Here is an 18,217-nt window from a genome sequence, read left to right as displayed (position 1 = left end):
TGGAGGGGCGCGCCCTGCGCTGTGCGCGCGTTCTTCGGGGTCGGTGTGCCGGGAGGCACCGCGGCCGGGGATCTCACGCCTTGCGTCCCACTCCGCCGAAGCCCGCGAAGGCGTACGGGTCCTCCGGCATCTCTCCGTCCTGCGGGGCGGCGAGGCCGTCGGGCTGCCAGTTCGGCATCGACACGAGCCCCGGGTCGACCAGTTCGAACCCGTCGAAGAAGCGGGCGACCTGCTCGCGGTTGCGCATCACGAGGGGGCTGCGGATGTCCCGGTACACGGCGACCATGCCGCTGGCGGTCTCCTCGGGCAGCGGCAGTCCCTCGTAGGAGGCGTGGGTGACGACGAGCAGGCTGCCGGAGGGCAGGGCGTCGCGCAGTTCGGCGACGGCGGCGTACGGGTCGTCGGCGTCCTCCAGGAAGTGCAGGACGGCGACGAGGAGCAGGGCGACGGGGCGTTCGAGGTCCAGCAGCCGGGCGACCTCGGAGGAGCCCAGGATGTCCTGCGGCTTGCGCAGGTCGGCGGCGACGACCCCGGCGGTGTCGTTGCCGGCCAGGACGGCGTTGCTGTGCGCGACGGCCACCGGGTCGTGGTCGACGTAGACGACGCGGGCCTCGGGGCTGGCCTTCCGGGCGACCTCGTGGACGTTGCCGAAGGTGGGGATGCCGGAGCCGATGTCGAGGAACTGGGTGACGCCCCGGTCCACGGCGTAGCGGACGGCGCGGCGCATGAAGGCCCGGTTCGCCTGCATGATCTTGGGCAGGCCCGGGGTGAATTCCATGGCGCGGCGGGCGGCCTGGCGGTCGACCTCGAAATTGTGCGAGCCGCCCAGGTAGTAATCGTAGATCCGGGACACGCTCGGCACCGATATGTCGATCCCTGGCGGGGCCCAGGCGGGGCGCTCCATCGCGGTCTCCAAGCCGTAGTCCGTGGCGGTTGTCCGGGGTCGGACACCTGTCCGAGCCGAATGTACTGATCATTGCCCAAGGGAGCGAGCAAAAGCGGAAATTGGTGATCCGTTCTTCATCACACACCAAAGACCCCCGCGGCCCCCGCCGCCACGATTGACCGAAACCGACAAGTCTCCTATGAGGAGCGACAGGTTCTCGACCGGGTCGCATCGTTTCGTGGCTCAAACCTCTACGGTCACCCTGCCACCCGTTCAGGCGAACCAGGGCCGAGCGCCGCGTGCGCGGGCGCGCCCGAGCCCATGATCCCCGCGTGAACAGAGCCTCTGCCAGGCACCTGCTGGTGGCCCCTGCCCTGCTGTGGGCCGCGTTGTCCGCCACCCCGGCCGTGGCCGATAGCTGCGCCTACGCGACGGTCCGCACCGGCGACGGCCCGGCGGCCGTGACGGCGGTCGCGGTCGCCGGCAGCGGGGCCTACGCCGGGATCCGGGGTGGCGCACATCACGGCGCCGGTCCGTCGGACGACCGCGGAACGGGCCGGGGAACCGGCCACGGCGGCAGCCACGGGAAGGGCCACGACAAGGGCCGCGGAAAGGGCCACGAGCGGCACCACTGGCCGCCGCCTCCCCCGCCCTGTCCTCCGAAGCCCACGCCGAAGCCGACCCCCAAGCCCACACCGAAGCCGACGCCGCCGCCCAAGCCGACGCCCCCGCCCGCCCCGAAGCCCACGCCCACTCCGCCACCGCCGCCCAAGCCCGCGCCCCCTGCTCCGCGGCCGCCCGCACCGGCTCCCCCCGAACCGGCGCCGGCCCCGCCGGAGAAGTACGCGGCTCCCGCGGTTCCCCCGCCCCCGCCCCCGCCCCCGCCGCCCCCGTCCCCGCCCGCACCACCACCGCCTCCCGCGAAGAAGGCCGTGGCCAAGCCGGTCTACCGGGCACCGGCCCGCAAACCGGTGGAGCACCACATCTCACCGGTGACCTTCACGCTCATGACCGCGGCCCCCGCGGTGCTCGCCATGGCCGCCCTGCGCCCGCGCTAGACCCCGGCCCCGTCCACCCGCGTCCCCTTGGGAGTCGTCTTGTCGGAATGGCTCGTGCTGACCATCGCGATGGCCGCGGCCTGCGCCGTGGTGCTGGCCATCGTCTTCTTCAACCACCGGCGGATCGGCGACGACGACGATCCCAGCGAGACCCCGGACGTCATCGAGTACATGACGATGATGATCGGCGTGATCTACGCCATCGTGCTGGGCTTGGCCATCGCGGGCGTCTGGGAGGGCCGGGGAGCCGCTCAGGAGTACGTGCGCCAGGAGGCCCAGGCCCTGCACGAGATCAGCGTCCGCTCGGCGGTCTACCCGGCCGAGGTGCGCACGAGGATCCGGGCCGACGTCGACGCGTACGTGTCCCACGTGGTGGACACCGAGTGGAAGCAGATGGCCGAGCACGGCACCCTCACGGACCGCGGCGCGGAGCTGCTGGAACGTATCCGCCGGGACGTGACCGACTACGAGCCGCAGACCGACCACGAAGGGCAGGCCTACCAGCCGCTGGTGGACCAGGTGGCGCTGGTCGACGACGCCCGCAGTTCCCGCGCCGGGAGCGCGGGGGCGACCATGCCGGGGGTGGTGTGGTTCGGCCTGATCACCGGGGCGCTGGTGACCGTGGGCCTGATCTTCACCCTGCAGATCCGGCGCTCGTTCCGGGAGTTGCTGCTGGCGGGCCTGTTCAGTGCGCTGATCGCGTTCCTGCTGTTCCTGATCTGGGACTTCGACGCCCCGTTCGGGCGTGGCATCGCGGCCACCGCAGAGCCGTTCCTCACCCAGTTCCCGCACCTGGACCTGGGCGGCTGACCGGGCCGGCAAACCGGGGAGGGGGCTTCCCTCCCCGGTTCGGCCCACCGCTGTGCCCCATTCGCCCGCTCCTGATCGCGGGGTGCGCCGCCCGCGCCTAGCGTGGCGAGCGTCGAGGTGCATCCCCTTCCCCGTGCGGAAACGGTTCCGCGGCTGCTCCTCGGGATCCGGAGAACCAATCATGGGTGCGATACGTACCTCCGCAATTGCCCTGCTCAGCGCCGGCGCCGCGGGCGCCGTGGTCGCACTCGGCATTCTCGGCGTGCCCGGTGCGGGGGCTGCCGGAGCCCAGCCCGTCACCTCGTTCGGCTTCGCCGTCACCCCCTCCACGGTCGCCCCGGGCGGCCAGGTGGCGCTCTCCGTCAGCGGCTGCAACGCCGCCTACGCCACCGCCTCCTCCGGGGTCTTCGACACCGTGACCATCGATCGCGGCAAAACGGCACGCGTCACGGTGGACCGCGACGCCCGCCGCGGGGCCGTGTACTCGGTCACCTTCACGTGCAGCGGCGAGAACGGCTCGGCCGACCTCACGATCACCGGCGGCTCCACCCGGCCCACCACGAGTTCCACCTTCACCGCCACGGGCCTCGGCATGCCCACCTCCGCGCAGAACCTCCCGCAGAACCTCCCGCAGAACCCCGCCCGGAGCCCCGCACGGGGGGTCCGGGGCGGACTGGGCGGCAGCGTCGCCGGGATGGACCCCTGGGCGGTCGGCGCGGGCGCGGGCCTCTTCCTCGCCGCCGCGGCCGGCACCGGGTACGCGGTCCGGCGCCGCGCGCGTGCGCGCGAGCACTGAGGGCGCCCTGCCTGCGCGCACCGCGCACCGCTGACTGCCGGACCGCCGGACCGCCGGGCTGCCGGACCGCCGGCCGCCCGGAACGCCGGACCGCCGGCCGCCCGGAACGCCGGACCGCCGGCCGCCCGGGTCCTGGCCGGAACCCGGGGCGACCGGCGGTTCTCCGGGACTGCGACCGGGGAGGCCGGCCGGTCGTCAGGCCCGGTTGCGGGCCGGGCGGCGCCGGCGCAGCACGTGGGCGCCCGCGCCCAGGGCCGCGGCGCCCACGAGGCTCGCGCCCATGGCGGTCTCGGCGGTGGAGGGGCCGATCGAGCCGCCGAGGCCGCCCTGCGCGCCCCTGCCTTCGAGGATGGTGAAGCGGTGCGTGGCGACCAGGCTGTTGTCGTCGCACTTGACCGACAGCGTGTGGTTGCCGGGCGAGGCGTGGTTGAAGATCCGGACGGTCGCGAACCCGATGGAGCCGGCCGACAGCCGCTCCTGCTGAAAGTTGTTGGGCGACCAGACGGTGCCGCCGCGCAGGCAGCCGGCCGCGCTGACCTGCATGGTGGAGCCCTGGTGCACGGAGTACGGGTTGACCGTGACGTTGCTGGGCCCGTGGCCGCCGCCCGCCGGCGAGCCGCCCGGCGGGTTGTTGCCCGCCGGGATGTTGCCGGCCGGGATGTTGCCCGCAGGGTTGTTGTTCACCGGGTTGTTGCCCGCCGGGTTGTTGTTCGCTGCGGCGAGGGGCGTACTGAGGCCGATGGTGGCGCAGGCCGCAGCTGCCACGGTGAGGGCGCGCAGAACACGCATGGTGGAACCTCCAGCGGAAAGCGCCCCGGAGCGGTTCGCCCGGGATGATCGACGAGAACGCCTCCCACGACGACCCTCGGGGCGGCCCGCAACCAGCGCATGTCCGGCTTTGGGCCGCACGGTTGAGCGACACGCCGGGCGGTCCGCGCGTCGTCTGACGGATCCGCAGGTCACGACCCGTCAGCTGTTTATGTGATGAATACCTGGATGGGCGCACCCCGTCGGGACCGGCCAACCGTTCGCGGGTTCCGCCACCCGTTCGCCCTTCAGCGATCGCCGTCTTGCGGGAGCGGCCTTAGCGTGCGGGGGAAAGGGCGTACCGGGGTGGGACGCGAACGCGGGTCGGGACCCCCGCGTCGGGAAGGGAGAGCCATGACCGAGGACGACAGCGAGCAGCCGCGCAGGAGATGGTCGCCGTGGGGCGCGCTCGCACTGGTCATGCTCAGCGGCCTCGCCATGATGCGCAACGGAGCGGACGTCGGAGACGGTCCTCCGCAGCCGACCGCGGCCGCGGCGGTGACGGCGCCCGCGGAGCAGCAGCCGGGTGCGGCGGCCCCGGCCGACCGGGCCGCTCCGCCGCAGGTGCTGGAGCATTCGTCGGTGCAGCGCGTCCGGATTCCGGCGATCAGGGTGGACGCGCCGGTGATGACCGTGGGCCTGGACCCGCAGGGCTGGATCGACGCCCCGCCCGCCGAGGATCCGAACCTGGCCGGCTGGTACCTCAACGGCATCTCGCCCGGCCAGCGCGGCTCCGCGGTGATCGTGGGCCACGTGGACAACGCCAGCGGGCCGGCAGTCTTCTACGGCCTCGGTTCGCTGCGCAAGGGCCACCGGATCGAGGTGGCGCGCTACGACGGGCGCACGGCGGTGTTCGAGGTGTACGGCGTGGAGGTGTTCTCGAAGGACACCTTCCCCGGGTCCCGGGTGTACGGGGACACCGGGCAGCCGGAGCTGAGGGTGATCACGTGCGGCGGCGGCTATTCGAAGGCCAAGGGCTACGAGGGGAACGTCGTCGTCTTCGCCCGCATGGTGGAGGCCCGCTGAGCCGGGCCGGCCGAGCCCGGCTCGCCGGGCGGGCCGGGCGGGTCGGCCGAGCGGGTCGGCCGAGCGGGTCGGCCGGGCGGGTCGGCCGAGCGCCTCCCCGGCCTCCCACCACACCTGCCGGCCGTGCCTCGGCCCCGCCCGCCCCGCCGGGGGGACGCGTCCTCAGCGGGGCGGCAGCGCGGGCAGGGTCATCCGGTAGCCGCGGGCGAGCAGCTGCGGCAGGTACGTGTCGAGGCCGCGGACGGTCTGCGAGCGGTCGCCGCCGGCGTCGTGGTTCAGCACGATCACGCCGGGGGCGGCGCCCTGGAGGACGCGCGAGACGATCACGGAGGTGCCGGGCCACGTCCAGTCCAGGCTGTCCACGGTCCAGGCGAGCGGCTCCATGCCCAGTTCGGCGCCGATCTCGAACGCGGCCCGGTTCCAGGCCCCGTAGGGCGCCCGGAACCACACCGGCGCCGCTCCGACGGTCTTCTCGACGAGTTCGCTGGTGGAGGCGATCTCGTGGGCGAGGCCGGGCCGGCTGAGCCGGGGGATCCGGGCGTGGGACCAGGTGTGGTTGCCGATGACGTGGCCTTCGTCGGCCATGCGGCGCAGCAGGTCCCGGTTCTCGTCGGCCCTCGCGCCGCAGACGAAGAAGAGGGCGGGGACCTGGTACCGGGCGAGGGTGTCGAGGATGGCGGGGGTGTAGCGGGGGTCGGGGCCGTCGTCGAAGGTGAGCACCATGGCGCCGGCCGTGCTGGCCGCGGGCGGGAGTTCCATGATGGGCCGGGTGCGCACGGCGGGCCTCGCGACCGGTGGGCGCAGCGGTGCCTCGGCGGTCATGGGGCTCAGCCGGTAGGCGGTGCGGCCCGGGGTCTGCGGCCGCACGGCGCGGATGCCGCCCGGTCCGGCGGCTCCGCCCGGGCCGGGCTGTACGAGGGCGGATCCGGCTCCTCCGCCGGCACCTGTGCCGGCGCCGGGCCCGCCGCCGGGCGCACCGCCCGCGGAGGGCTGTCCGGGCAGTGCGTCCTCGCCGGCGGCGAGGAGTCCGGAGGCTGCGGCGATTCCGAGGAACACGGCGGTACGCAGGAGCACGCGCCGCCCTACTGTCGGCTCGTCGTTTTTCATTATTACTACGTACCAACGACGCCGCCGCGGATGCCGCGGGGCGCGGACGCTCCCCCGTCCCCTCACCCGTTCAGCCGCGCCGTACCAGCGGGAACGGCAGCGTCTCGCGGATCGTCAGGCCCGTGAGGAACATGACCAGCCGGTCGACGCCGATGCCCAGACCGCCGGTCGGCGGCATCGCGTACTCCAGTGCGTCCAGGAAGTCGTTGTCGAGCTCCATCGCCTCCGGGTCGCCGCCCGCCGCGAGCAGCGACTGGGCGGTGAGCCGGCGCCGCTGTTCGACGGGGTCGGTCAGCTCCGAGTAGGCGGTGCCCAGTTCGGTGCCGAAGGCCACCAGGTCCCAGCGCTCGGCAAGGCGCGGGTCGCGCCGGTGCTGCCGGGTGAGCGGGGAGACGTCGGTCGGGAAGTCCTTGTAGAAGGTGGGCAGCAGCGTCTTCTCCTCCACCAGCCGCTCGTACATCTCCAGCACCACGACGCCCCGGGGGTCGTCGGGGGCGTGCGGCACCCCGGACCGGTCGCACAGCCGGCGCAGCACGTCCTCCTCGGTGTCGGCGTCGACCTGCTCGCCGAGTGCCTCGCTGATCGCCCCGTACATCGTCTTGACCGGCCAGGGGCCGGAGATGTCGTGGACGACGAGCTTCCCGTCCGGTCCGGCCTTGTGGGCGACGGGCGTGCCGAACGCGGCGGTCGCGGCGCCCTGGATCAGCTCGCGGGTGAGGTCCAGCATGACGTCGTAGTCGGCGAAGGCCTGGTACGCCTCCAGCATCGTGAACTCGGGGTTGTGCTTGTAGGAGACGCCCTCGTTGCGGAAGGTGCGGCCCATTTCGAAAACCTTCTCCAGGCCGCCGACGCACAGCCGCTTGAGGTACAGCTCGGGCGCGATCCGCAGGTACAGGTCGAGGTCGTAGGCGTTGATGTGGGTGCGGAAGGGCCGGGCGTTGGCGCCGCCGTGGATCTGCTGGAGCATCGGGGTCTCGACCTCCAGGTAGCCGCGGTCCAGCAGCCCCTGGCGCAGCGCCTGGACGGCCGCCGAGCGGGCCCGTACGACGTCGCGGGCCTCGGGGCTGGCAACCAGGTCGAGGTAGCGGCGCCGGACCCGGGCCTCGGGGTCGGCGAGGCCCTTGCGCTTGTCGGGGAGCGGGCGCAGGCATTTGCCGGTCAGCAGCCAGGAGGAGACCACGAGGGAGAGCTCACCGGTCCTGCTGGTGCCGATCCCGCCGGTGACGAGGACGTGGTCGCCGAAGTCGACCCGGGAGGCGAAGGAGTCCAGGACTCCGGGGCCGGCCTCGTCGCGGGTGAGTATCAGCTGCAGGTCCCCGGACCAGTCGCGCAGGACGGCGAAGACGACGCCGCCGAGGTCGCGTACGACCATCACCCGGCCGGCGAGGGTGGCCTGCTCGCCGGTGCGGGTGCCGGGCGGGTACCCGGGATGGGCGGCCCGGAGGGCGGCGACGGTGTGGGTGCGCTGCGGGATGCCGACGGGGTAGGGGTCGACGCCGGCGGCGCGCAGCCGCTCCAGTTTGTCGTGCCGGACCCGCACCTGTTCCGGGAGCCGCTCGGCGGGGACGGCCGGCTGCTCCTCCCCCGTGCCTTCCAGGCCGAGGGCGTCGAGCGGGGGCAGCCCTTCGGTGGTGGCGGGGGCGGTGAGGCCCTTGGGGTGCCCGTTGCCCCAGAGTTTGCGCAGGCTGGGTACGGAGACGAAGCCCTCGGCGATGCCGGAGGCGAGGCTGACCCGGGCGAGCGAGCCGGCGTCCTGGTAGCAGAGGAACCGCGGGTACCACTCGGGGCCGTACTTCACGTTCGAGCGGTACAGGGCCTCCAGCTGCCACCACCGGGAGAAGAACAGCAGCAGTCTGCGCCACAGCTTCAGCACCGGGCCCGCTCCGATCCGGGCGCCCTCCTCGAAGGCGGACCGGAAGACGGCGAAGTTGAGGGAGATCCGGCGCACGCCCAGGCCGGGCGCGGCGGCGCACAGCTCGGCGACCATGAACTCCATGACCCCGTTGGGGGCGCTGCGGTCGCGGCGCATCAGGTCCAGGGAGATGCCGTCCCTGCCCCAGGGGACGAAGGACAGCAGGGCCATGAGCTCGCCCTCCCGGTCGAAGGCCTCGACGAGCAGGCAGTCCCCGTCGGCGGGGTCGCCGAGGCGGTCCAGGGCCATGGAGAAGCCGCGTTCGGTCTCGGTGTCGCGCCAGGTGTCGGCGCGGTCGATGATCCGCTGCATCTCCTCGTCGGTGAGGGCGGAGTGGCGCCGGATGAGGGTGGTGGCTCCGGCCCTCTTGACGCGGTTGACGGCCTGGCGGGTGACGCGCATGTCCCGGCCGTCGAGGTCAAAGTGGGCGACGTGGAGGATGGCCTCGTCGCCGAGCTGGAGGGCGCTGAGCCCGGACCGGGCGTAGGCGGTGGCACCGTCCTCGGAGGCGCCCATGACGGCGGGCTGCCAGCCGTGGCGCCGGGCGACGCCGAGCCAGGCGTCGACGGCGGGGCTCCAGGCGGCGGGGTCGCCGACGGGGTCGCCGCTGGCCAGGCAGACGCCCGCCTCGACGCGGTAGGTGACGCAGGCCCGGCCGCTGGGGGCGAAGACGACGGCCTTGTCGCGGCGGGTGGCGAAGTAGCCGAGGGAGTCGCTGCGCCCGTACGCGCCGAGCAGGGCGCGGATCCGGGGCTCCTCGTCGCCGTGGAGGGCGGCGGTCAGCCGCTGGGATCGGAAGAGGGTGGCGGCGGCGTTCAGCAGGGCGAGGGCTCCGAAGAGGCCGAGGAGGAAGTACAGGGGCCGGGGCGGGTGGCCGTCGAACTGGCGGGCCGAGAACAGGCCGCCGAAGACCTGTTTGGCGGCCCAGTCCAGCCACTGTTCCGGCGGGAGGGTGCCGGGGAAGAGCGCGACCAGGCCCCAGCCGAGGAGGACGGCGGCGAGCAGGCCGAGCCCCAGCACGAGCAGGGCCCGCCAGAAGGCCCCGGGCCGGGAGGCGGCGTAGAACTCCCTGCGGGCGGCGATCAGGAGGACCAGGGCGGCGACGGCGAGGACCAGGGAGGGGCCGCCGATCCAGAAGTCCCCCTCGGCCATGATCAGTACGTCGACCAGGATGAGCAGGGCCAGATAGGTGACGACGATCCACCAGGCGACCTTCTTGCGGGTGCCCAGCGCGGCGGCGAGCAGGAAGAGGAAGACGGCGTAGGCGAGGTTCGCGCTGACGGGCACCACGAAGGCGTCGAGGAACCAGACGACGTGCCGCAGGAGGTGGCGCAGCGTCGGGGAGAGCGCCAGGACGGCGCAGACCACCCCGAGGGCTCCGAAGAACGCGGCGTACGCGTCGGGCACCCGGCCCAGGAAGCGGCTCCGGGTGCCCCTGGTCCGCTCCAGGGTGGCAGTCATGGTTCGCACTGTAGGGAGGGCGGGCGAGGTCCGCGCGCCGAGCCTCCGGCCCGCGGAAGCGTGGCGGGGCACGGGAGCACGGTGGTCCTCGCCGGGGCGGACGGGGCCGCGGCCTCGATGCGCGCGGCGGTGTACGCGGCCGGGCCGGGCCGGCGGCAGAATGCGCCGCCGGCGCCGGTGTACGTCCGGCCGGTCGTGGCGGCGGGCGCCGCGCCGGGCGTGCCGGTGGCGGGGACGACCGATGGGATCGCGCAGGGGCCGGTCGCCGAGATCCGGGAGGCGGCGGAGCGGCTCGGGGGATCCACGACGCCTGGTGCAGGCGGGGCGGTGCCCGTCACGGTGGTGCCGTGACGGGCCGCCGCCCCGCGGTGCCGCCGTGGCCCGCGGGCGGTGCGGGCGGCCCGTGCCCGGGCCGCCGGTGTCGCCTACCTGCCCATCACCAGGCCGTTCCTGGCGGCGCCTCGGGAGAGGACGGCTTCGCCGATGGCGTCCTGAGCGGTCCGGTAGCGGTCCTGGTCGGGGTCCTCGGCGAGCGCGGCGGGCAGGTTGACGACCTTGCCCGAGGGGAGGTCCATCATCTGCGGGATGAACTCGGCCTTCGCGACCTGCCAGCGCTCCCCGGCCGCGGCGGGCGGTGCGAAGGTGAAGCGGCCGATCGAGCCGTAGTTGCCGCGCAGGTCGCGGGCGCCGGAGTGGTTGAACATCTCGCCGGCGACCTGGTCGCCCATGCCGTAGACGATCCAGGTCCCGTTGACGTTCTCGTAGGCCTGCGGGACGTGTGCGTGGGTGCCGAGGATCAGGTCGATGTCGGGGCGGGTGCCGGTCTGGGAGGCGGTCAGCGCCCGGCCGAGCGTGAGCTGGCGCTCGTCGGGCTCGGTCTGCCATTCGGTGCCCCAGTGCAGGCTGACGAGGACCACGTCCGCGCCGGCCTTCCGGGCGGCCCGCGCATCCGCGATGATCTTGTCCTTCTCCATGAGGTTGACGGCCCAGGGCTGGCCCTTCGGCATCGGATAGCCGTTGGTGTCGTACGTGTACGCGAGATGGGCGACCTTCGCGGACCCGGCCCGGTACACCGTGGGCGCGGCCGCCTCTGCGGCGGTGCGGGCGGAGCCGGCGTGCCCCAGCCCGACCCGGTCGAAGGCGTCGAGGGTGCGCTTGACGCCCTCGGGCCCTGCGTCGAGGGTGTGGTTCGAGGCGGTGGAGCAGCCGTCGTACCCGGCGTCGCGCAGCCCGTCGGCGACCTGGGGCGGGGACGTGAAGGCGGGGTAGCCGGTGAAGGGGCCGCCGTCGGGTCCGTAGACGGTCTCCATGTGGCACAGGGCCAGGTCGGCGGCCGAGACCAGCGGCTTGATCCGGGAGAACATGGGCCGGAAGTCGTGGCCGTTCCCGTCCGCGTCGGCCGCGGCCCGTTTGATGATCGAGTCGTGCGGCAGCACGTCGCCGCTCGCGACGAGGGTGAAGCCGCGCGCGGCTCCGGCGCCGCCGGATGGCGGTGGGTCGTGGGGTTTGCCGAGGCGGGCGGGCGAGGGCTCCCCGCCGGCCGAGCAGCCTGCGACGGCCCCCGTGAGCAGGGCGGTCGACAGGAGGGCGGCGAGGGCGTGCCGGGTGCGTCGCCGGGCGTGTGGCGTCATCTGGACCGTCTCCCATTAGTACGACTATCTGATCACCTTCGTAATCCATGGAGGGAGATGCCGCGCGCCCAAGAACGGCTCCCTCCGCTTCCGGCCGGCGGGATCCGCCCCGGCCGCCGTTCGCCGCGCCGTTCGACCGTTCACCGCCGGGCACGTCCGCTGACCGGCCGACCGGGACGCTTGGGCGCAACGCCCCCGCGCGACGGTTCCCGAGCCGCTCCCCGCAGGTGAGGGTGGGTGCGTCAGGACCCGACGGCCCCAGGAAGGAGCCACCCGTGCCCCTCTCCCCCGCCCTCACCCGCACCGATCCCGAGGCGCTGGCCGAACTCCAGCACGACCACGGGCGGGCCCTGTTCGGATTCCTGCTCGGGCTCACCGGCGGGGATCCCCAGCGCGCCGAGGACCTCGTCCAGGAGACCCTCGTACGGGCCTGGCAGCACCCCGAGGTCCTGGCGAGCGGCCACGACTCCATGCGGCCCTGGCTGTTCACGGTGGCGCGGCGGCTCGCGATCGACGCCCGCCGGGCGCGCCTGTCCCGGCCGCAGGAGGTGGACGCGGAGTCACTGGAGCAGGCGCCCGCGGCCGAGGACGCGGTGGCCGGCTCGGTCATCGCCATCGACGTCCGGCGGGCGGTGGGCTCCCTCGGCCCCGAGCACCGCGCCGTGCTGATGCAGGTCTACTTCCACGACCGCTCGGTGGCCGAGGCGGCCGCGGAGCTCGGCATCCCGGCCGGCACCGTCAAGTCCCGCACCCACTACGCCCTGCGCGCCCTGCGCAAGGGCCTCCAGGGGTACGGGTACGGCCTCGGCGCCTGAGCCGGACCGAGAGCCGGAGCAGGAGCCGGAGCCAGGGGAACGCCGCGGAACCCTGCGGAATCCCGTGGAATCCCGGAGGAATCACGCGCGGAACGATCGCAATGTGCATGGATCGGACAGAAAACGCATGGAAATCGGCCGTAGACCGTTCAAGTTGAGTAAACATGCCCCGTCGTGCGAGTCGGGCGGTGAAGGCTCGACGCTGACGAAGGCAAGCTCGACACGCGGGAGAAGGTGGAACGGTGCAGCCCGAGGGTACGAACGGCACCAGTGACGGCGGGCTCGCGGTGCCCATGGCATGGCTCTACGCCGAGTACATCGCCGACGAACTGCTGCGCACGGGACGGCTGATCCCGGTCAGTACCCTGGAGTTCCGCGCCGGGCGCGACACGCTCGCCCTGACCATCTACCTCTCCGACGCGGTCGGCGAGCTCTCCGGGATCCGCGTCGTCTCGCAGCTCGACGAATGGCTCTCGCTGACCGCGTACGGTCACCCCTGGCGCGACTGGGTGCACACCCGGTTCCTCGCGCTGGGCGAGGAGGCCCGCGACAGCGGGCGCGGCGAGGACCCGGACCTCGAACTGGCCCGGGCGGCCTGGCGCTGGCTCGACAGCACGGAGCTGTTCGCCACCAACCTCGACCCCGGTCGGACCGGCCACGCCGACGGCCCGCAGGCCCTGGACGAGAACGCCCGGGTCTGGACGCCGGCCTGGCAACTCGGGCTCCCGCTGGGCCACTTGGCGATGCACCTGTTCTGAGGCCGGCGATCGTCTGCGGCCCCGGGCACGGCCGGTCGCGCAGCCCCCCGCGCCCCTTCGGGGCGCTGCCGAACCGCCGTCGGCCTCGCCGCCGCCGCTCAGCGCCGCCGCGGCGGGGCCGGGGCCTCGGCCGGGTCCGTCACCAGGCCGGTGAAGTCGGCCTCGTTGCGCTCGGCCCGGGTGACGTACCGGCGGGCGATCAGCCACAGCACCGGGTAGACCGCCAGGCCGAGCACCGCCCACACCAGCGGGCCCGGCGCCGGGCGCACCAGGGCGAACAGCACGGGCAGGGTCCCGACCAGGAGGGCGAGAGCCGTCAGCGCACACAGCCCGGCCCGCAGCTGACTGCGCATCAGGGCCCGTACGTAGGTGGCGCCCAGGGTGGTCTGCTCGCAGATCTCCGAGCGGGCCGGGGTGTGCGCGGGTGGCCGGCGGCGGGCACCGCGCGGCACGCCCGTGACGGTCTCCCGCCGGGGCGGCGGCAGCGGCAGCCCCGACGGAGACAGCGGCCCCGCCGAATGCGGCCCCGGCGAAGGCGGCCCCGACGAATGCGGCCCCGCCGAATGCGGCCCCGGCGAAGGCGGCGGCCCCGGCGGAGACGGCTGCTCCTGCGACGGCGGCTGCTCCTGCGACATGCTGCGGGAGTCTACGCAGCCCGCGGCCGCCGGGCGGGTCATTTGAGCAGACGCGACAGCCTGCGGTCGGCGAGCGGCTTGCCGCCGGTCTGGCAGGTGGGGCAGTACTGGAGCGAGGAGTCGGCGAAGGACACCGAGCGGATGGTGTCCCCGCACACCGGGCAGGGCTCGCCGTCCCTCCCGTGCACCCGCAGCCCGCTCTTCTTCTCCGCCTTCAGGCCTCCCGCGGCCACACCGCGGGCGCGTTCCACGGCCTCGCCCAGGGTGCCCCGGACGGCCTCGTACAGCCGGGTGACCTGCTCCTCGTCGAAGGCGGAGGCCAGCTTGAAGGGCGAGACCCCCGCGGTGTGCAGGATCTCGTCGCTGTAGGCGTTGCCGATGCCCGCGAGCGCGCTCTGGTCGCGCAGGACGCCCTTGATCTGCCGCCGCTCCCCCGCCAGCAGCGCGGCGAACGCGTCCCGGTCGAAGGTCCCGGCCAGGGGGTCCGGGCCCAGGCGGGCGATGCCGGGCACCTCCTGCGGGTCGTGGACGACGTGGACGGCGAGGCGTTTTTGGGTGCCGGCCTCGGTGAGGTCGAAGCCGGCGCCGCCCTCCAGGGCGACGCGCAGCGCGAGGGGGCCCTTGCCGGGGCGGGGCGGGCGGTCGGGCAGGGCGTCGTACCAGCGCAGCCAGCCGGCCCGGGCCAGGTGGGTGACCAGGTGGAGGTCGCCGATCCGCAGCGCGAGGAACTTGCCGTACCGGGCGGTGGGGCCGGCCGTCTGCCCTTCGAGGGCGGTGAGCGGCGGGTCGTACGTTTTGAGCACGCTGATGGCGAGCGGGAGGACGCGGGCGACCACCTGCCCGGCGAGGTGCTCGTCGAGGAACTCCCTGAGGGCCTCGACCTCCGGCAGCTCGGGCATGCCCCCAGCCTGACCGGATCGGCGGCGATCCGCGAGCGGACCGGGTCGGCCCATCAGGCCATCAGTCCATCAGTCCATCAGGAACTCGCACCACACGCACTTGCCGCTGCCCCGCGATTCCACGCCCCAGGCGTCGGCCAGCCGGTCCACGAGCATCAGTCCGCGGCCCGAGACCCCCGAGTCGCCGGCCTCCCGGCGGCGCGGCAGTGCGCTGGAGCGGTCCTCCACCTCCACCCGGAGCCTGCGTTCCGGGCCGGTCAGGACACGCAGGGTCACGATGGCGGGGCCGTCGGTGTGCATCAGGGCGTTGACGATCAGCTCGTCCGCGATGAGCTCGATCTCGTCGGCCCGGTCCCCCGCGCCCCAGGCCCGGACCGCCGCACCGATCATGTGCCGCGCGGCGACCAGGGCCTCGGGGTCCCCGGGGGCGACGTGCTGCTGGAGCCGGCCGCCGCCCTGGGCCGCCTCCTCCACCCGGCGGCGCAGCAGGAGCAGGGCCATGTCGTCGTCGCCGCCGCGCTCGTCGATGGCCTCGCACAGCCGGTCCGCGAGCTCCTGGAGGTCGGAGGGCCCGCTGCGGACCAGGTCGCCGAGCAGCCGCACGCCGTCGTCGAGGTCCGCTCCGGGGTGTTCGACCAGGCCGTCGGTGCACATCAGCAGGGTTTCCCCCGGGTCCAGCTCGACCGTGGTCACCGGGTACTCCAGCCGGCCGAACTCCGCGGAGAGGCCCAGCGGCATCCCGCCCTCGGCCGACAGCTGCCGGCAGTCCCCGTCCCGGGTGCGCAGCAGCGGGTCGATGTGCCCGGCCCGGACGACCTGCAGGACGCCGGTCGCGAGGTCGGCCTCGATGTAGGTGCAGGTCGCGAAGCGGTCGGTGTCCAGCTCGTGCAGGAACACCGAGGCGCGGGCCATGACCGTGCCCGGCGAGTGCCCCTCGGCGGCGTAGGCGCGCAGCACGATCCGCAACTGGCCCATGACGGCGGCGGCGTGCGTGTCGTGGCCCTGGACGTCTCCGATGACCGCGCCGACCCGGCCGCCGGGCAGCGGGATGACGTCGTACCAGTCGCCGCCGATGTCCTGGCCCATCCGGGCGGACCGGTAGCGGACCGCGATCTCCCCGCCGTCGACGGCGGGGATCCGGCGCGGCAGCATGGCCTGCTGGAGCCCCTCCGCGAGGTCGTGCTCCTGTTCGAGCAGCATGGCGCGCTGCAGGCTCTGCGCGATGCTGCTGCCCAGGGCGACGAGGAGGTTCCGCTCGTCCTGGGTGAAGCCGTCCTTGTCCTGGTAGAGCAGCCCGATGGCGCCGATCGGGCGGGCCTGAGCGACCAGCGGCAGGTAGGCGGCCGCCGAGATGTCCATGTACGAGATCTTCTGCCAGAGCCCCGGATAGTCCTCGGCGAACTCGTGCGCGGAGTCCAGGAAGCGCGGCTGGAGCGAGCGGACGACCTCGCTCATCGGATAGTTCTCGTCGACGCGGGTGTAGCGGGTGCCGGGAACGAAGCTGCCCTCGGGGCCCTCGGCCACGAGGTGGATCCGCCCGGCCTCGACCAGGCCCATCACCATGCCCATCGAGCCGAGCCGCTCCAGGCCGTGCGCGTCGCCGATGACGTCGATGACGTCCCGCACGGTCCGGGCGTGGGCGAGGGCGGCGGTCGTGCTCTCGACGACGGAGGTCTGTCGGCGCCGCTCCTCGTCCAGGCCGAGGCGCTCCGCCGAGTGGGTGAGCTCCTCGGTGGCGTCCCGGACGATGCCGATGATCCGGTACGGCCGGCCGTCCCGGTCGCGCATGACGCGGCCCTGGGTGTGGGTCCAGCGCAGCCGCCCGTCCCGGCAGCGGATGCGGAAGTAGGCGCCGTAGCTGTCGTCGCCGCCCTTGAGGGTGCTGGAGACGAGGGCGTCCAGCCGGGCGGACTCGGCGTGCGGGACGCGCGGGCCGAGCGATTCGGGCCGTCCGTCGTATTCCCCGGGCAGGGTGTCGAAGACATCGAGGGCCGCCTCGTCCATGTGCATGAGGCCGGTGACGAGGTCCCAGTCGAAACTTCCCATGCGGTTGAGCGAGAGCGACCGGTCCGGGTGTGCGGGCCAGTCGTCCGGCAGCGATACGGTGGTCGGCACCGGTCCACCATGACACACGGGCGGGTCAGGCGCTCTCCAGATCCGGGTCGGTGGCCGGCGGGAGCGCTTGGTCCGGGACGGCGAAGGGATCTTCCTCGTACGTGTTGCCCTGCGCGGGCTCCCCGTACACGTCGAACGGGTCGTACGGGGCCGCGGGCCGGGCGGGGTCGGCCGGGACGGCCGGATCGGCCGGAACCGCAGGGTCGGCCGGGACCGCGGGGTCGGCCGGGACCGCGGGATCGACCGGCACCGGCGGGTCCGCCGGGACCGCGGGGTCGACCGGCCAGGGCAGCGAGAGGTCGGGATCCCGCGGCACCGCCGGGTCCTGCGGCACCGCCGGATCGCGCGGCACCGCCGGGTCGGCCGGCAGGTCGCCGGAGGGCGGCTCCGCGGGGACCGCGGGGGTGTCGCCGGGCAGGCCGGGCTGCGCGTTCGAGCGCGGCGGGGCGGCGGGCGCGTCGGGCCGCCCCGGAGTCGACGGCAGGCCCGGGGCGTCGGACGGGGCGGCCGGTCCGGTCGGCTGCCCGGGGGCCGCCGGGGACGGGGAGCCGGCCGGGATGCCGTCCGCCGGGTCGTGGGCGGGCCGCACCGAGGGCGTGCGGTCCTGGGCGCCGTCGTCCCCGGTCCTGCGTTCGATCCAGGTGTTGTCGGCCGTGTTGGCGATGACGAGGTTGCCGAGGAGGTGCGGCGCCGGCTCGATGACGACGACCTGGTTGGGCTGGTAGCCGTTCCACTGGTCGCCCTTCAGCACCGGGTTGCCCTTGGGGGCGCGCGGCGCGAGCAGCGGGTTGCCGCAGGCGCAGCGGACCCGGGGCATGCCGTTGCCGTCGACGAGGACGGCGGTCCCGGCCTGGAGGACGGACTGGAAGGCGTACGCGCCGGCGTCGCGGAAGCCGTGGTTGGTGACCCGGGTGTCGGCGCGGAGCACCACAGGGGTCAGGCCGCGCACGAACTCGGGGAGCTTCGCCTCCTCGACGGCGGAGATGCTCGCGAAGGCGCGGACCTTGGCCTCGTCGGCGGTCAGGGCGCGCAGCTGCTGTTCGACGTCGCAGCTGCCGAGACGGCGGGTGCCGCCGTACAGGCCGGGTGTGGCCGCGCCGACGGTGCGGACGCCTCGCCCGGTCGGGTTGGGCAGCGGGGGCTGGACGGGGGCCGACTCGCCGACCGCGCTGGAGGGGGTGAAGGGGTCGGGGCCCGCGGAGGCCACGGGCTGGAGGTGGAGGTTCTGGCTCTCGGGGCCGGGCGCGCTCGCGGGCTCCTCCTGCCCGCCGCAGGCCGCTGCGAGCAGGCCGAGGAGGGTGAAGACGGCTGCGTGGGCCGGTGTGTGACGACGCGGCGTCTGACGCGATGTCGGAACGTGCACGTGATTCTCCCTGTTCGCCCCGGTTGCTCCCTCCTGTCTGCCGTATCCGCGCAGGGCCCGCAACCGGAGCGTCCGACTGCCGCGGACCCGGAATCTTGAACATGTTCAGGAAACCCCGTAAGGTCACGACCGCGGATT

The 18,217-nt window shown here is 74.1% G+C and carries 16 protein-coding genes; 7 read left to right on the top strand and 9 right to left on the bottom strand.

Translation table 11 applies throughout. The features are described from left to right. Positions 1–73: 73 nt before the first annotated feature. On the bottom strand, positions 74–904 hold the full coding sequence (locus tag ACIQUT_RS04460) for an SAM-dependent methyltransferase (protein WP_403559118.1): 831 nt from the start codon (positions 902–904) through the stop codon (positions 74–76). Positions 905–1,218: 314 nt separating this feature from the next. Here ACIQUT_RS04460 and ACIQUT_RS04455 point away from each other — a divergent pair, with 314 nt between their 5' ends. From ACIQUT_RS04455 to ACIQUT_RS04445, 3 genes are all read left to right on the top strand, one after another. After that, on the top strand, positions 1,219–1,944 hold the full coding sequence (locus tag ACIQUT_RS04455) for a hypothetical protein (RefSeq protein WP_403559115.1): 726 nt from the start codon (positions 1,219–1,221) through the stop codon (positions 1,942–1,944). Positions 1,945–1,983: 39 nt separating this feature from the next. Further along, complete coding sequence (locus ACIQUT_RS04450) at positions 1,984–2,754, top strand: hypothetical protein (RefSeq protein WP_403559112.1); 771 nt, start codon at positions 1,984–1,986, stop codon at positions 2,752–2,754. A gap of 181 nt (positions 2,755–2,935) precedes the next feature. After that, entirely contained in the window at positions 2,936–3,550 is a 615-nt protein-coding gene (locus ACIQUT_RS04445; RefSeq protein ID WP_403559109.1) for a hypothetical protein, read from the top strand. A gap of 195 nt (positions 3,551–3,745) precedes the next feature. Here the strand turns inward: ACIQUT_RS04445 and ACIQUT_RS04440 are convergent, their stop codons facing one another. Beyond that, positions 3,746–4,339: a hypothetical protein gene (locus ACIQUT_RS04440; RefSeq protein WP_403559106.1), complete on the bottom strand. Its 594-nt coding sequence runs from the start codon at positions 4,337–4,339 to the stop codon at positions 3,746–3,748. Between the two features lie 372 nt (positions 4,340–4,711). Between ACIQUT_RS04440 and ACIQUT_RS04435 the strand changes: the two genes are divergently transcribed. Continuing rightward, the gene (locus tag ACIQUT_RS04435; protein WP_403559103.1) at positions 4,712–5,383 is read left to right on the top strand and encodes a class F sortase; all 672 of its coding nucleotides are present in this window, start codon (positions 4,712–4,714) and stop codon (positions 5,381–5,383) included. Between the two features lie 162 nt (positions 5,384–5,545). On the opposite strand, the gene ACIQUT_RS04430 is transcribed toward ACIQUT_RS04435, so the two are convergent. Then, positions 5,546–6,490, bottom strand: coding sequence for a polysaccharide deacetylase family protein (locus ACIQUT_RS04430; RefSeq protein ID WP_403559101.1), 945 nt, complete (start codon positions 6,488–6,490; stop codon positions 5,546–5,548). 70 nt (positions 6,491–6,560) lie between these two features. Next, positions 6,561–9,863, bottom strand: coding sequence for a bifunctional lysylphosphatidylglycerol synthetase/lysine--tRNA ligase LysX (gene lysX / locus ACIQUT_RS04425; RefSeq protein ID WP_403559098.1), 3,303 nt, complete (start codon positions 9,861–9,863; stop codon positions 6,561–6,563). 60 nt (positions 9,864–9,923) lie between these two features. Between lysX and ACIQUT_RS04420 the strand changes: the two genes are divergently transcribed. Beyond that, positions 9,924–10,214, top strand: a complete 291-nt coding sequence (locus tag ACIQUT_RS04420; RefSeq protein ID WP_403559095.1) for a hypothetical protein — start codon at positions 9,924–9,926, stop codon at positions 10,212–10,214. Between the two features lie 74 nt (positions 10,215–10,288). Here ACIQUT_RS04420 and ACIQUT_RS04415 read toward each other — a convergent pair whose 3' ends face one another. Beyond that, complete coding sequence (locus ACIQUT_RS04415) at positions 10,289–11,494, bottom strand: CapA family protein (RefSeq protein ID WP_403559092.1); 1,206 nt, start codon at positions 11,492–11,494, stop codon at positions 10,289–10,291. Between the two features lie 275 nt (positions 11,495–11,769). Between ACIQUT_RS04415 and ACIQUT_RS04410 the strand changes: the two genes are divergently transcribed. Continuing rightward, positions 11,770–12,309, top strand: a complete 540-nt coding sequence (locus tag ACIQUT_RS04410) for a sigma-70 family RNA polymerase sigma factor (RefSeq protein ID WP_403559089.1) — start codon at positions 11,770–11,772, stop codon at positions 12,307–12,309. Between the two features lie 293 nt (positions 12,310–12,602). After that, positions 12,603–13,067, top strand: a complete 465-nt coding sequence (locus ACIQUT_RS04405) for a hypothetical protein (protein WP_403559339.1) — start codon at positions 12,603–12,605, stop codon at positions 13,065–13,067. A 98-nt stretch (positions 13,068–13,165) separates the two neighbouring features. Here ACIQUT_RS04405 and ACIQUT_RS04400 read toward each other — a convergent pair whose 3' ends face one another. The 4 genes from ACIQUT_RS04400 to ACIQUT_RS04385 form a co-directional block, all read right to left on the bottom strand. Then, positions 13,166–13,519 carry a hypothetical protein gene (locus ACIQUT_RS04400; RefSeq protein WP_403559086.1) on the bottom strand — a complete coding sequence of 118 codons (354 nt, stop codon included), beginning with the start codon at positions 13,517–13,519 and terminating at the stop codon, positions 13,166–13,168. A 221-nt stretch (positions 13,520–13,740) separates the two neighbouring features. After that, positions 13,741–14,601: an Fpg/Nei family DNA glycosylase gene (locus ACIQUT_RS04395; protein ID WP_403559083.1), complete on the bottom strand. Its 861-nt coding sequence runs from the start codon at positions 14,599–14,601 to the stop codon at positions 13,741–13,743. 69 nt (positions 14,602–14,670) lie between these two features. Continuing rightward, the gene (locus tag ACIQUT_RS04390) at positions 14,671–16,734 is read right to left on the bottom strand and encodes a SpoIIE family protein phosphatase (protein ID WP_403559080.1); all 2,064 of its coding nucleotides are present in this window, start codon (positions 16,732–16,734) and stop codon (positions 14,671–14,673) included. Positions 16,735–16,741: 7 nt separating this feature from the next. Next, complete coding sequence (locus ACIQUT_RS04385; RefSeq protein WP_403559077.1) at positions 16,742–18,079, bottom strand: DUF6777 domain-containing protein; 1,338 nt, start codon at positions 18,077–18,079, stop codon at positions 16,742–16,744. Positions 18,080–18,217 lie beyond the last annotated feature (138 nt).

Source organism: Streptomyces sp. NPDC090445, assembly GCF_044769385.1.
Classification (GTDB): Bacteria; Actinomycetota; Actinomycetes; order Streptomycetales; family Streptomycetaceae; genus Streptomyces.
Note: the sequence above shows the minus strand (reverse complement) of the source record. Positions and strands in the feature narration are given on the sequence as shown.

Bases quoted from the DNA above. Each gene is read 5' to 3' on its own strand.
- ACIQUT_RS04460 (WP_403559118.1), bottom strand. From the start codon at position 904: ATGGAGCGCCCCGCCTGGGCCCCGCCAGGGATCGACATATCGGTGCCG.
- ACIQUT_RS04445 (WP_403559109.1), top strand. From the start codon at position 2,936: ATGGGTGCGATACGTACCTCCGCAATTGCCCTGCTCAGCGCCGGCGCC.
- ACIQUT_RS04440 (WP_403559106.1), bottom strand. From the start codon at position 4,339: ATGCGTGTTCTGCGCGCCCTCACCGTGGCAGCTGCGGCCTGCGCCACC.
- ACIQUT_RS04435 (WP_403559103.1), top strand. From the start codon at position 4,712: ATGACCGAGGACGACAGCGAGCAGCCGCGCAGGAGATGGTCGCCGTGG.
- ACIQUT_RS04430 (WP_403559101.1), bottom strand. From the start codon at position 6,490: ATGAAAAACGACGAGCCGACAGTAGGGCGGCGCGTGCTCCTGCGTACC.
- lysX (WP_403559098.1), bottom strand. From the start codon at position 9,863: ATGACTGCCACCCTGGAGCGGACCAGGGGCACCCGGAGCCGCTTCCTG.
- ACIQUT_RS04415 (WP_403559092.1), bottom strand. From the start codon at position 11,494: ATGACGCCACACGCCCGGCGACGCACCCGGCACGCCCTCGCCGCCCTC.
- ACIQUT_RS04405 (WP_403559339.1), top strand. From the start codon at position 12,603: ATGGCATGGCTCTACGCCGAGTACATCGCCGACGAACTGCTGCGCACG.
- ACIQUT_RS04395 (WP_403559083.1), bottom strand. From the start codon at position 14,601: ATGCCCGAGCTGCCGGAGGTCGAGGCCCTCAGGGAGTTCCTCGACGAG.